This window comes from uncultured Pelagibacterium sp., from assembly GCF_963972885.1.
In the GTDB taxonomy this organism is placed as follows: Bacteria; Pseudomonadota; Alphaproteobacteria; order Rhizobiales; family Devosiaceae; genus Pelagibacterium; species Pelagibacterium nitratireducens.
Genome location: NZ_CAXAXY010000013.1, coordinates 32,270 through 45,639, shown reverse-complemented (window position 1 = coordinate 45,639; position 13,370 = coordinate 32,270). Strand labels below are relative to the sequence as shown.

The following is a 13,370-nucleotide window of genomic DNA, read 5'->3' as shown; positions in this document are numbered from 1 at the left end:
GGAATGCTGATCAGCAGGGTCGTGAGCTTACGCCGCCTGACTGCGGGAGCACGGAAGAGCCGTCGCCAGCGAATGCCCAGCGTGTCCACGGCACGAGTATCGATAAATCGCGCCGTGGATGGGGACAGTGCGGCGAAAGCGGCGGTGAAGGCCGGAGCCGACCAATCCGCGTTCCGCATCATTGCATGGAATGCCTTTATTCCCCGGCTATCCAGGTACGATTGTACTCTTCAACGCGCCAACCGTCTTCCTCCATGAAGCGGGCCTCGTCCAGATCGAGCTCGGCGGCGGCGGCATTCAGGGCTTCGGGCGAGGTGTCGGGCCATTCTTCCGTTTCCAGCCGCTCCATCATCACCTCAACGAGAGCGGTCGTTTCGGCCGTCTCAAAGCCGCAATGGTCGGTGAACTTGAGAAGCGACTGACGGTAGAGATCGGTTTTTCCCTTCTCTTCGACAAGCGCCTGGTAGCCCTGCATCAGGCTATAGGGAATCGAGTTGTCGCCCAAGCTGTGCACGCGGATCGTGGGTACTAGCAGGTTCCCGTCCGCAGTTCTTCCCGGCTGGCCCCAGTACTCGAGCGCATAATCGGACGCCGTGATACGGGGAGCGGAATTGATGCGCTCAATGTCCTCGTCGATGTCCAGCCCCGCCTCTGCATAGAGATCTTCGACGAGCTCCTTCATAATTGGCGATGCGTTCTCGTAGAAGGCCGCGTAATCGATGCCCTCATTCCCCGAAAGCTGCTGCCCGGAGGCTGAATTCTCGAACATCACGCGCGATTGGCCGCCGACGGTACCCGTAAGGCGCAGCGCCGAGGCCACGAGCTGATCGGCCAGCGCTTCCGGCGTGAGAGGATCAGGGAGTGGCTGATCCGCAGCTTCCCAAGGAGACCATTGGCCGATCGCGAAGGCCAGGGCCAGGCGCGCCCGTCCTTCGGGGGTCGCTCCCAATGTTTCCACTGCACTGCGCCAGGAGGCCTGAATGTCGCTGAACGTCCTGCCGTCAGCGCCGGCGCCGTTCGGCATATTGACAATGCGAAGGTCGCTCGCGGACCCTAGGCCGGCTTCCTCATATGCGTCCGCGAGCAGCGTCTGCATGGCAAACCAGCCATCAAGGTAGCTGTTCATGATCCACACCGGTGTATGCGCTGACAGAACGACCGCGCCGTCTATGCGATCGGAGAAATCCTCGGCGGCGGCGAGACTGACGTGACCCCCTCCCGAGCAGCCGAATGCCAGCACCCACTCGGGATCGTATTGCTCCTCGAAAATCGTCTGAACGGCCTCGAGGTTGTGTATTTCCTGCTGCGGATCATACTGCCAGGTGCGCATGGGGTGGCGCGCTAGACCGGCGAAGGCGTAACCTCTGCTCAGCAGATCCGTAAAGCGCTCCGTTTCCGAGTTCGCCGCATAGTCGAGATCGCGCAGGAGCACGCCGTTCCAGTCGGCGGGCACACTGATCAGCCAGGCCGTGCCGTCGGGCAGGGTGCCGCTCATCTCTTCGATTTGCTGTGCCTGCGCCATTGGACTGGCGGCAAGCGTCGCCAGCAACGCGAGCGCTGCGGTGCCGTTCTTCAGATATTTGCGATAGCTTTTCTCAAGCGTGTCAAAGGTCATCTTGTTCTCCTCCTGAACAAGCCAGACGCTTCACCGGAGCGGTGAAAACGTTTAGCTCTCTAACTAATCCAAGCTACTTTTCACACGGTATCCTGTCAAACACTGTTTTCACTCAGAGACTGTTTGAGAAGTCCATTGAACGGTTTGTTCTGGCGTGATTCAAGCTGAGAGCCGCGGTGTAAAATTAGTCCACGGTTGAATAGCCCCGCGTTCTGTAGAACACCGTCGGGGTTAGGTTTGGTCTCTTCGCTCGGTCGACCATGTCGACCTTGCCAAGATCATGATCGCCGGAGAGAACCTCGGACAGTTTGCGAGCAAAAGCCTTGGCCTTCTCCTTGGGTATCGTCGTAACGACGGACATTCGTCCGCCCGACCCTCGCTTGCGAATGATCCGGTGCCCCAGAAAGACAAACCCGTCGTTGACGTGGGTGACATGGGTTTTGTCCATGTTCAGCGTCAGTTTCAGATCGCCCTCCAGAAACACCCGCCATTCCTCCCGGATTTCCTCGGCTTGCGCCTTCGTCCCTTTGACGATGACGACGAAGTCATCGGCATAGCGGCAATAGGCGACGGCAGGTTTCCATTCCGGACTGGCCATGGTGTCGTCGCGCCGGCCATCATGCGTCCGTATGTGGCTCGGCCGGCGAGGCTTGCGGTCCCTCTATGCCCGAGCCTCGCCCTTTAAGGTCCGCCCGAGGTGGTGTTCGCAGTCAAGAAAAGACTGCCCAGGCCGCCAATAAAATACCGAGCACCATCCCTGACCAAGCCAATGCAAGAAAGCCGTCCTTGACCGTAATGGCGAGTGCATAAACGGCAATGACGCTCGCTGCCCAGGTCGAGGTGAAAGGAATTAGTTCCAAGCCAGGCATGATAGCTCCGATCAGAACGCAGACGAGCGCGCCAATCCGCCGGAAGAACGGTCCGGCTGTTTCTTCCGCACGAGGTTTCACGAGCTTGTCAACCGTCGCACCGACTGGTGCCAGAAAGCGCAGAAGAGCCCGACCGTGCTTCGCGGGAATACAGCGTTTTGTAAGCCATCGTGGAAGCCACAAACGGTCGCGCCCCAAAGCAACCTGCCCGGCGATGAGAATTGTGCTGATCCCAACAATGGAAGGGAGGCCCGGTATAATGCTCAGCGGCGACATTACGATAAGCGCCGGCAGCAGCAGTACTGGGCCGGCTGAGCGCGCGCCCGCAATCTCCTGCACGAGGCCAATAGAGACCTCTTGCCCGTTCTCGGTACGATCTTTCAGCTCGTCGATCAGCTTGGACAATGGCCTATCTGAGTGTCCAGTGCCATCGCCACTAGATCGAACGGCATCAGTCATTGAATCGCTTTCAGAGCACCGCACGCGCGATGCAAAACGCTCGCTTGGGGCAAAAGGTTCAGGAAATGTGCCGGTGCCGACGCCATGCTCGGCATGACCTCATCGGTGAGCGTCGCAGCGGAGCCGTTCGACAACCGATTTGACACGCCCACCAGGGGCGGCAATCATCGGCGGGTAGATTTTGGGGGAATTCATGAAACGCAATCTCATCCGCGCCGCGGTGGTCGCCGTCGCTATGGCCGCGCCATCTGGTCCGGTCTGGGCGCAAGCCGGTGACCGCGACTGTTCCGATTTCCGTTCCTGGCAGGAGGCCCAAGCCTTCTACGAAGCCAACCGGCCCGGCGACCCGCATCGGCTCGACGCCGACAATGATGGCATAGCGTGCGAATCTCTTCGGTGATGAAGCGCTTGCCGATTTTGCGTGTCGCGGTCGCGATGTTTGTATCCCCGCCATGTGCCGCCCAGGCAATCCAGTGGGAAAAGTGCCGGCCGGGCCAGCCCAACACCGCCGACAAGACATGTGTCGTCGATGGCGATACGATCTGGCTCCAGGGTGTGAACGTCCGCATGGAAGGCTACGACACGCCAGAACCTCAAACGAACATCTGCGGTGGCGATCGTGAAAAGGCACTGGCCGCACAAGCGTCCGACCGGCTTGTCGAGCTGTTGAATACGCGGTCGTGGAAGCTCGAGCTTTCGGGCTCTCAGGGCGGGTTCGGTCGTGAGATCGGCACGATCCATATCGAAGGGCGCGACGTCGGCGAAATCCTGGTCGAAGAACGCTTGGCGCGGTGGTGGCCGGACGGCGACGAGTGGTGGTGCGATTGATTGCAAGTCGGACAATCGCAGTTCGGTGCAGATGGGCGTGAACTTGAGAACTGGCTGGCTGATCAGATTTTTGATTGCTTGCGGCGCGCTCTCCATCGTTCTTTCTATTGGATTAGCTCTCATGCCTCTGCTCACAGCGGTTAAATAGTACAGCGGCTCTGCTACTTCCAGTTCCCTTCAACTGCCTCGGCGATTGGACTTCTAGTTAGTTTGATTGCTGCCGCGGCAAAACTTCAACTACACTGCTTCGAAATTTAATCCCCTCGACCGATTCGGGGTAGCAAAAGTGGCCGGTGCGGGACGAATGACCGCAGGACGGTAACCGAAAGTTAATTTGAAACAGCGAGTGTGTTGACTTATATGTCAATAGCGGAGACCATCAAGGAACTGCTCAAAGATGGTCAACTGCACTTTATCGTGCCTGCTTTGCCTGGGCTTTCGGTGAAGCGCGATATTTTTGTCAGCCAGGAGGTGTACGATCTCGTGGGTGATGAAGCGGTGGTAAGCCCAGACTTGGAAAGGGTCTCGGGTAAAGCTAGAGCGAAGATTGATTATATCGCCAGTGGGGGCGTGTTCGTGTTCGCGATGGACCCAATGAATAAGAGCGTAACAAGCCTAGTGGCTCGCAACCACAATATCCCCCAAGGCGTTCTCGATGTGCGGATCAACGATCCGAAGCCCGAACTTCGTATTTTTGGCTGCTCGGCAGGGTGCGACGTGCTGGTCCTTCTGACTTGGGCCAAGCGAAAAAACTTAAAATTCAAAGCGGAAGTTGATCGATGCCAACAAGTTTGGACGTCAATGTTCCCAGATAAACAGCCTTTAGTAGGTCGGAACCATGAACAATATTTCTCAACAAACACCATTCCTGGCTGAACCCGCTGGTGACTATGCGATTTCGCGCCGTGCTCTTGGGTACGTTGCCGAAATGACTAGGGATGGGCTGTACGACTATATCGTGCGCAAATTCATGGAATCGGGCCTCACGCAAGCAACCCTCGCAAAACGCCTGCATAAGGAACCGTCACAGATTTCTAGGCTCTTAGGCGCGCCCGGTAATTGGACGATTGACACATGCGCTGAGATTTTGTTCGCGATCGATGGCAGCGCTTTGCGGGTAGATAGTTATAAGCCCTTGGGCGAGCCCCCCGCAAATATGCGGGAGCCGAACTGCTTTGGCGACTACTCGAACTCGAGGCGGACGTCCCCCGTGAGTTCTGAAAAGAATACGTCAATGCGCGTGATGGTCAGAAAGCTTTACGCTGACCAGTCGCATAGCGAATTAGAGACTGTATGATAACGGCGCACGATTTTCAGCTGGTATTCTGCGATGATATCCGACGCGAGGATAGTGGAAAGCACATCTTGGTCGGCGTTTACGGCAGTAACATTATACTCAACAGCTTCCCGTCAACATTTTTCATGTCCGTCTGGTTTAAGATGCTTCGACCGCCAAAGGGCGATCACAAGTTCTTATTTACTATAACAGGCACCGGAAAAGAGCCTTCAAAGTGCACGGCGGAAGGCGCGTTTTTCGTTGAAGACGCCAGCCAGCCGCTCATTTTGACATTTGTGGGAATGCCTATCGAATTCCACACTTCCGGTGAGGTGAAGGCGAGCGTGACGATCGACGATGATAAAGAGATCGACCTTGGTGGCATTCCAGTAGATGAGCTGCAACGAACAGCGTGAGGTTTGCTACGCGCTGAGCAATTGGCGTCAGCAGTTATTGCCCGAATAGTCCACGTTGCGGATGCGCCAGCTATCTGGGCGGGATCGTCCGCGATCTGGTCAGCATCAACACGGAGGCGCAATAGCGTGTGACTGATCGAGCCATGCATGACACGGTGTCCAGCGTGCCCAATTCAATTGCTAGACTGTAGGCGGTTGGTCAGCGGTGCACGCCAACCCCTTTGCGCGCGGGCATTTTCCATCACAAATGTAATGGCGGGATCGGGGCCGTTAGCGGAATTGCGGCTTTTAACGAGGATTGGGACGAAGCGGACGTTCGGCATCCGTTATAGTACCGACGTTGGAGGGCATTTTTCATTCCACTTCGCAGGGGGTATGATCAGGCCGGCACTCCACGAGGCTGTACTTGCGAACCATTAGAGAATGTGGGTAACCCGATCAATTCGATCGCGTGAGGCCCTCTTTGAGTGATCTGATCTATGCCGACACTCAATTGGCTCGATTTTTTATTGCGAAAGCGGGCGAGCGTGCGATAAGTCCGTGGGGGAAGCATGGACAAACGAGCGCTCACCGAACGCGACATCTGCACCAAGTTCATCCTGCCGGCCGTCAAACACGCCGGCTGGGACGAGATGGCGCAGGTTCGGGAGGAGGTCTATTTCACCAAGGGCCGCATCATCGTGCGCGGGAAGCTGGTGACGCGCGGCAAGGCGAAGAAGGCCGACTTTGTTCTTTACTACAAGCCGAACATTCCGATCGCCCTGATCGAGGCGAAGGACAACTCCCACAGCGTCGGCGACGGCATGCAGCAGGCGCTCGACTATGCCGAAACGCTGAAGATCCCCTTCGTCTTCAGTTCGAACGGCGACGGCTTCGTATTCCATGACCGCACCGGCGCCAGTTCGCCGCACGAGCTGAACCTTGGTCTCGACGCCTTCCCGTCGCCCGCTGACCTGTGGGCGCGCTATCGCGCCTGGAAAGAACTCGACGGCGAATCTGAGGAGATTGTTCTTCAAGACTACCACGACGACGGCAGCGGCAAAGAGCCGCGATACTACCAGGTCAACGCGGTCAACGCGGCGATCGAGGCCATCGCCAAGGACCAGGACCGGGTGCTGCTGGTCATGGCGACCGGCACGGGCAAGACCTACACCGCGTTCCAGATCATCTGGCGCCTATGGAAATCACGGCGCTGGAACCCCGAAGGCAATAAGCGCGTCCTGTTCCTCGCCGACCGGAATGTGCTGATCGACCAGACGATGGTGAACGACTTCCGCCCCTTTGGCGCGGCAATGGCAAAGCTTTCAACCAATGCCAAGACCATCGAACGGCAGGACGGCACCTCGGTCGACCTGACGCTGGCGCTCGACAGGAAACGACGCATCGACACCTCCTTCGAGGTCTATCTCGGCCTCTATCAGGCGATCACCGGGCCGGAAGAGCGCCAGAAGCTGTTCAAGGAGTTCTCGAAGGACTTCTTCGATCTCATCGTGATCGACGAATGCCATCGTGGCAGTGCCGCCGAGGATTCCGCCTGGCGTGAAATCCTGACCCATTTCTCCGGTGCGACGCAGATCGGCCTGACCGCCACGCCGAAGGAGACGGAATATGTCTCCAACACGGAATATTTCGGCGAGCCTGTATTCACCTATTCGCTGAAGCAGGGGATCAGCGACGGATTTCTGGCTCCCTACAAGGTCATCAAAGTTCACATCGACCGTGACGTAGAAGGCTACCGGCCCGAGAAAGGCCAGCTGGACCGCGACGGCAACGAGGTCGAGGACCGCATCTATAACGCCAAGGATTTCGACCGCACGCTGGTTCTGGACGACCGCACCCTTTTGACGGCGAAGAAGATCACGGCGTTCCTCAAAGAGAGCGGCGACCGGTACCAGAAGACCATCGTGTTCTGCGTCGATCAGGAACACGCCGCCCGCATGCGCCAGGCGCTGATCAACGAGAACGCCGATCTGGTGGCTGAGAACCCGCGTTATGTCATGCGCATCACCGGCAGCGATAAGGAGGGCCAGGACCAGCTTGGCAACTTCATCGACCCGGAATCGAAGTGGCCCACGCTGGTCACGACCTCGCGCCTGCTCTCCACCGGCGTTGATGCGCAGACCTGCCGCCTGATCGTGCTCGACCGTGAAATCGGCTCGATGACCGAGTTCAAGCAGATCGTCGGGCGCGGCACCCGCGTGCACGAGGACACCAGGAAGTTCTATTTCACGCTGATCGATTTCCGTGGCGCGACCGCGCATTTCGCGGACCCGGATTTCGATGGCGACCCGGTGCAGATATACGCGCCCGGCGCTGATGACCCGATGTCGCCGCCCGACGAGGAACCTGCATCGCCTGAGGGCGAGGACCCGATCCCCCCGACGCCGGGCGTGGACGAAACGATCGTCGATCAGCCCGGCCTGCCGCTGCCGCAGGGCGATCCCGTCCGCAAGATCTACGTCGATGGCGTCGGCGCCCGCATCATCGCCGAGCGCGTGGAATACCTCGACGAGAACGGCAAGCTAGTCACCGAATCCCTGCGCGATTTCACCAAGAACGCCCTCAGGAAACGCTTCGCCAGCCTCGACGAGTTCCTTAAGCGCTGGAACTCAACCGAGCGCAAGCAGGCCGTCGTCGAGGAGCTGGAGGCCGAAGGGCTGGCCCTCGACGCCATCGCCGACGAACTTGGCAAGAACCTCGATCCGTTCGACCTGATCTGCCATGTCGCCTTCGATGCCAAGCCCCTCACGCGCCGCGAACGGGCCGAAAACGTGAAGAAGCGTGACGTGTTCACCAAGTACGGGCCGCAAGCTCGCGCCGTCCTCGATGCCCTGCTGGAGAAGTACCGCGACGAGGGCGTGCTCAATCTCGACGACGCTAATGTGCTGAAGGTGACCCCCTTCACCGACATGGGCAGCGTTGTTCAACTCATCAACGCGTTCGGCGGCAAGGCAGGCTTCGAGAAGGCCGTCCACGAGTTGCAGGACGCGCTATACCAGGAGACTGCCTGAAACATGATCGTCCGTACCACCGTCAAATCCATTCAGGACATCATGCGCCAGGACGTAGGCGTCGATGGCGATGCCCAGCGCATTAGCCAGCTCACATGGCTGTTCTTCATCAAGATCATCGACGATCAGGACCAGGAACTCGAAATCACGCGCCACGATTACCGCTCGCCGATCCCCGAGCGTTTCCAGTGGCGGAACTGGGCGGCGGACCCCGAGGGCATCACCGGGCAGGCCATGCTCGATTTCGTCAACGACGAGCTGTTTCCCGCCCTCAAGGGCCTCCAGGTCTCGGCTAAGCCGGGCGATCGCCGCCGCGTCGTGCGCGACGTGTTCGAGGATGCCTACAACTACATGAAATCCGGCCAGCTGCTTCGGCAGGTGGTCAACAAGATCAATCAGGTCGATTTCAACAGCCTCGACGAACGCCGCCACTTCGGCGAGTTCTACGAGCAGTTGCTCAACGACCTGCAATCGGCGGGCAACGCGGGCGAATACTATACGCCCCGCGCCGTCACTTCCTTCATGGTCCAGATGATCGACCCGCATCCAGGCGAGACTCTGTTCGACCCCGCCTGCGGCACCGGCGGCTTCCTCACATGTTCCATCCGGCACATGGAGGAGAAATACGTCCGCACGCCCGCGCAGCGCGAGACGATGCAGGCAGGGTTGCACGCCGTCGAAAAGAAGCAACTTCCCCACATGCTCTGCGTCACCAATATGCTGCTGCACGGCGTCGAGGACCCGTCCTTCGTGCGCCACGACAACACGCTGGCCCGCCCCTACATCAGCTACACCGCGTCGGACCGTGTGGACATCGTGCTGACCAACCCGCCCTTCGGCGGGCGCGAGGAGGACGGGATCGAGTCCAACTTCCCCCAGCACTTCCGCACCCGCGAGACCGCCGACCTCTTCCTCGCGCTGATCATCCGCCTGCTGAAACCCGGCGGCCGCGCGGCGGTGGTCCTGCCCGACGGCTCGCTCTTCGGCGAGGGCGTCAAGACCCGGCTCAAGGAGCACCTGATGGAGGAATGCAACCTCCACACCATCGTGCGCCTGCCGAACTCGGTCTTCCGCCCCTACGCCTCAATCGGCACGAACCTGCTGTTTTTCGAGAAGGGCGCGCCGACGCAGGACATCTGGTTCTGGGAGCATCGGGTGCCCGAGGGGCAGAAGGCCTATTCCATGACCCGACCCATCCGGCTGGAGCATCTTTCGGACTGCGCTGCCTGGTGGGGCGGGCCGCGCCGCGAAGGGCGGGTTGAGTCCGAGCGCGCGTGGAAGGTCAGCGCCGAGGACGTGAAGGCCCGCGGCTACAACCTCGACATCAAGAACCCCCACACTTTGGCCGAGGATCACGGCGACCCCGAGACGCTGCTGGAAGATCTGACCAACGCCGAGACCGAGGTGGCGGCGCTCCGCGACCAGTTGAAGGCGATCCTGTCCGAGGCGCTTGCGCGATGAATGCGGAACGGCTGCTGGCACTCTATGAGAAGGTGGCCGAGGCGCCCGACGCCTTCGTCCGTCTGCGCCGCTTCGTGCTGGACCTCGCCGTGCGGGGGAAGCTGGTGGCGCAGGACGCGGGCGACGAACCGGCATCGGAGTTGTTGAAGCGAATCGCAGCGGAGAAGGCGCTGCTGGTGAAAGCGGGGGAGATCAAGCAGCCAAAGACTTACGAACTGCCGAACAGTTTCGACACCGTCATCCCGGATGGGTGGGCGATCGTTCCGCTAGGTAACATAATCAACAACCACATGGGCGGCGGCACTCCGTCTAAGAACAACCATTCCTACTGGGATGGAGATATTCGCTGGGCGAGCGTCAAAGACGTGGGAAAGTCGAAGTATATTGATGATACGCTAGATCGGATCACCAGAGATGGCCTTGCAAACAGTTCGTCTAACCTGATTCCTCCTGGCAACCTCATTGTGGTTACGCGGATGGGGTTAGGACAACTGTCCATCAGTCGCGTTGCTGTGGCGATCAATCAGGACCTTAGAGCGCTGTTCCTGTCGTCACATCTCGAAACTGACTTCGTGTACAACTTCTTCCTGACCAATAGCCTTGAGGGCACGGGCCTCACCGTCAAAGGCATCAAGCTCGATGAACTCATGACCATTCCGTTCCCCCTCCCGCCCCTTTCCGAGCAGCGGCGGATCGTGGCGAGGGTGGAGGAGCTGATGGCGCTGCTGGACCGGCTGGAGGCTGCCCGCACCGCGCGCGAGGCCACCCGCGACCGGCTGACCGCCGCCAGCCTAGCCCGCCTGACCGCACCCGAAATGGCCCCAGAGGATTTCCCCGCCTACGCCCGCTTCGCGCTCGCCACGCTCCCCGCCCTCACCACCCGCCCCGACCAGATCAAGCCCCTCCGCCAGACCATCCTCAACCTCGCCGTCCGCGGCGAACTGGTGGAGCAGGACCCGACCGACGAGCCGGTGACCGGTTCCCTCGAAGCGATCAGCGCCAAGCGAGATGCAATGGTGCGAAGTAAGGAACTGAGGCGCGAGAAGCCTTTGAGTCCCGCTCAAGAGGATGATGCGCCGTTTCAGATTCCGTCCACTTGGCAATGGGTGCGCGTCGGCGATCTGGCACTGTTCACACAATACGGAACATCAGCGAAGGCTGCACCGTCGGAAACGGGGATACCGGTTCTCACGATGGGCAACATTCAAGACGGAGCGGTCTTTCGCACGAATGAGAAACGCATCCCCGAAACTTCGGACGAGTTGCCGAGCCTGTATTTGAAGAACCTAGACCTGCTCTACAACCGGACGAATAGTGCCGAACTGGTCGGAAAGACGGGTCTATATCGGGGAGTCGACGACAGCCTGACCTTCGCGTCTTACCTGATCCGCATCCGGTTGAGCGTCGATGATACTTCGCCGATCTACGTCAACCTCGCAATGAACGCCCCCGACTTTCGGGAAACTCAGATCGTTCCGCACATCAAGCAGCAGACGGGCCAGGCGAATGTCAGTGGATCGGCGTTGAAGAACATGCTGATCCCCCTTCCACCCCTCTCCGAACAACACCGCATCGTGGCGAAGGTCGATGCCCTTATGGCCCTCTGCGACCGGCTGGAGGCCGCGCTCACCAGTGTCGACACCACCCGCGCCCGCCTCCTCGAAGCCCTCCTCCACGAGGCGCTAGCCCCCACCGCCGAAGCAGTCACGGAGGCGGCGGAATGACTCTCGCGCTTACAGATGCCGAGGCGATCCTGAGGTCTCGGCTGGGCGAACCGGTCAAGCCGCCCACCGACTATGTGATCGGGTTCAAGACGCCATCAGGCAAAGCTCTTGCCGTTCATCGCGAGGCCACCGAGACGCGCATCTGGTTCCAGCCGCCCGCGCCGCCGAACCTCGCCGGCGTGCGCCTTATGGATGCCGCTTCGAATCGCAACTCAAACATCAACGGGCCGCTCCTGCCGCTTCGGGCGCCGACGACGCTGCGTGTCGAGGTCGATAGCCCCGGCGCGTTGGACAGGTTTCTGGACTGGTATGCCGGTCCGGGCAGCGCACCCCGCAACATCGCCGCACGTGCCGCCATTGATCCGCCTGCCTTCCGCCAAGCCTTCGCGCGCTTCCAGGCGCTCATCGCGGCAAAGTCCGGCCATCCCTTTACGGGCTTCCGGGAAGGGCTTACCGCCGTCTGGGAGAGCTACAAGCCGCGCCTGCGAGACCATGCACTAGGCTTACTTCGCGCCGGGGAATGGTCGGAAACCGATATCGGTTCGGGCGCGATTCTGGATCGCATGATCGAAGCAATCGAAATTCACGACGGCCGGAGCAACCTCACCAACAATCTTGTCTTCTGGCAGAACCGTTTCGGACATGCCAACCGCGATCACCGCGCCTTGCTGGAGGCAGGTTCGAACCCGAAGCTGCGTCGCGAGATCGAGGGCCTGCTGTTCGGCCTGTTTCGCGGCGGCGCCGATGAGGGTGCGACCTTTGACCGGCTGAGCGAGTTGACGGGCGGCAAGTATCCGCTCCTCGCCTACTTCTTCTTTCTCAAGGACATGGATCGGTTCATGCCGATTCAGCCGACGGGTTTCGACCGCGCCTTCCGCGCCCTCGGCATCGACTTCTCGACTTTGCGCCAATGCAGTTGGGCGAATTATTCGACCTACAATGAGACGCTCGTCGCATTGCGTCCGCTGATCGAGGCGTCCACCGGCCTGAAGAATGTCCGCCTGGTCGATGCGCATTCCTTCTGCTGGATTTTCTCGACGCTGCTGAAGCTGGAGGCGGAAGGCTCGATCACCAAGGCGGCTGGCGGCAAGGACGAGGGCCGCATCCTTGGCGGACGCGAGAAATCTATCATCGCCATGCGCCTTTCGGTCGAGAACACCGTCAAGAACGCAAACGGGCAGATCGTTCAGCGCGTTCTGAAGAATAAGGAATTGCGGATGACATCGGCCGAGCTGGAGAAGCTGATGGCTTCGCTGCTCGATCTTCAGGACAACCGCTGCGCCCTGACCGGCATCCCCTTCCAGTTTCTCGGCCCCGAGGCCGACAAGAACCTCTTGCCCTCGCTCGATCGCATCGACAGCGCCGGACACTACGAGGTGGGCAATCTCCAAGTGGTCTGCCAGTTCATCAACTTCTGGAAGGGCGATAGCGACAACGCCGAGTTCCAAAGGCTGTTGATGCTGGTACGCGGAGTTGAATAGGCACGAGCAGCCTATGCTGCAGGATAGTCGGCTGTCATGACCTTGCCATAACTTCTTGCACGTCCGGATGAGGCCGTGTGCTGATTGGCAGAGCCCACGCCATTTCCTTCGTTTGCCCTCCTAACCGGCCGTGGTGGCTTGGAGCCAGCAGACGCTAAGATACAGGATGCCGGACTGTCAGCCCCGACCCCATTCGAATCAGTGTCACGATCTTGAGGCAAGGCAGCTTT

At 59.7% G+C, this 13,370-nt stretch carries 11 protein-coding genes and 1 pseudogene; 8 read left to right on the top strand and 4 right to left on the bottom strand.

Going from position 1 to position 13,370, the window contains the following annotated elements:
- The 4 genes and pseudogenes from AACZ55_RS04190 to AACZ55_RS04175 form a co-directional block, all read right to left on the bottom strand.
- A partial coding sequence (locus AACZ55_RS04190) for a hypothetical protein (RefSeq protein ID WP_339643433.1) occupies nucleotides 1–182 on the bottom strand: 182 nt, incomplete at its 3' end.
- 14 nt (nucleotides 183–196) lie between these two features.
- Entirely contained in the window at nucleotides 197–1,615 is a 1,419-nt protein-coding gene (locus tag AACZ55_RS04185) for an alpha/beta hydrolase (protein ID WP_339643430.1), read from the bottom strand.
- Nucleotides 1,616–1,865: 250 nt separating this feature from the next.
- A pseudogene (locus AACZ55_RS04180) lies at nucleotides 1,866–2,207 on the bottom strand (reverse transcriptase domain-containing protein); the annotation flags it as partial.
- 118 nt (nucleotides 2,208–2,325) lie between these two features.
- Entirely contained in the window at nucleotides 2,326–2,889 is a 564-nt protein-coding gene (locus AACZ55_RS04175) for an exopolysaccharide biosynthesis protein (protein ID WP_339643427.1), read from the bottom strand.
- Between the two features lie 247 nt (nucleotides 2,890–3,136).
- Between AACZ55_RS04175 and AACZ55_RS04170 the strand changes: the two genes are divergently transcribed.
- From AACZ55_RS04170 to AACZ55_RS04135, 8 genes are all read left to right on the top strand, one after another.
- Nucleotides 3,137–3,343, top strand: coding sequence for an excalibur calcium-binding domain-containing protein (locus AACZ55_RS04170; protein ID WP_332716122.1), 207 nt, complete (start codon nucleotides 3,137–3,139; stop codon nucleotides 3,341–3,343).
- Between the two features lie 35 nt (nucleotides 3,344–3,378).
- Nucleotides 3,379–3,771 (top strand): thermonuclease family protein, encoded by a 393-nt coding sequence (locus tag AACZ55_RS04165; protein WP_339643420.1) that lies wholly within the window; start codon nucleotides 3,379–3,381, stop codon nucleotides 3,769–3,771.
- A 351-nt stretch (nucleotides 3,772–4,122) separates the two neighbouring features.
- Nucleotides 4,123–4,647 carry a hypothetical protein gene (locus tag AACZ55_RS04160; RefSeq protein WP_339643417.1) on the top strand — a complete coding sequence of 175 codons (525 nt, stop codon included), beginning with the start codon at nucleotides 4,123–4,125 and terminating at the stop codon, nucleotides 4,645–4,647.
- 417 nt (nucleotides 4,648–5,064) lie between these two features.
- Entirely contained in the window at nucleotides 5,065–5,463 is a 399-nt protein-coding gene (locus AACZ55_RS04155; RefSeq protein ID WP_339643414.1) for a hypothetical protein, read from the top strand.
- Nucleotides 5,464–6,014: 551 nt separating this feature from the next.
- On the top strand, nucleotides 6,015–8,474 hold the full coding sequence (locus AACZ55_RS04150; protein WP_339643411.1) for a DEAD/DEAH box helicase family protein: 2,460 nt from the start codon (nucleotides 6,015–6,017) through the stop codon (nucleotides 8,472–8,474).
- Between the two features lie 3 nt (nucleotides 8,475–8,477).
- The gene (locus AACZ55_RS04145) at nucleotides 8,478–9,935 is read left to right on the top strand and encodes a class I SAM-dependent DNA methyltransferase (RefSeq protein ID WP_339643408.1); all 1,458 of its coding nucleotides are present in this window, start codon (nucleotides 8,478–8,480) and stop codon (nucleotides 9,933–9,935) included.
- The gene (locus tag AACZ55_RS04140; RefSeq protein ID WP_339643405.1) at nucleotides 9,932–11,659 is read left to right on the top strand and encodes a restriction endonuclease subunit S; all 1,728 of its coding nucleotides are present in this window, start codon (nucleotides 9,932–9,934) and stop codon (nucleotides 11,657–11,659) included. Before AACZ55_RS04145 ends, AACZ55_RS04140 begins: the two co-directional genes overlap by 4 nt.
- Entirely contained in the window at nucleotides 11,656–13,140 is a 1,485-nt protein-coding gene (locus AACZ55_RS04135; protein ID WP_339643403.1) for a hypothetical protein, read from the top strand. Before AACZ55_RS04140 ends, AACZ55_RS04135 begins: the two co-directional genes overlap by 4 nt.
- Nucleotides 13,141–13,370 lie beyond the last annotated feature (230 nt).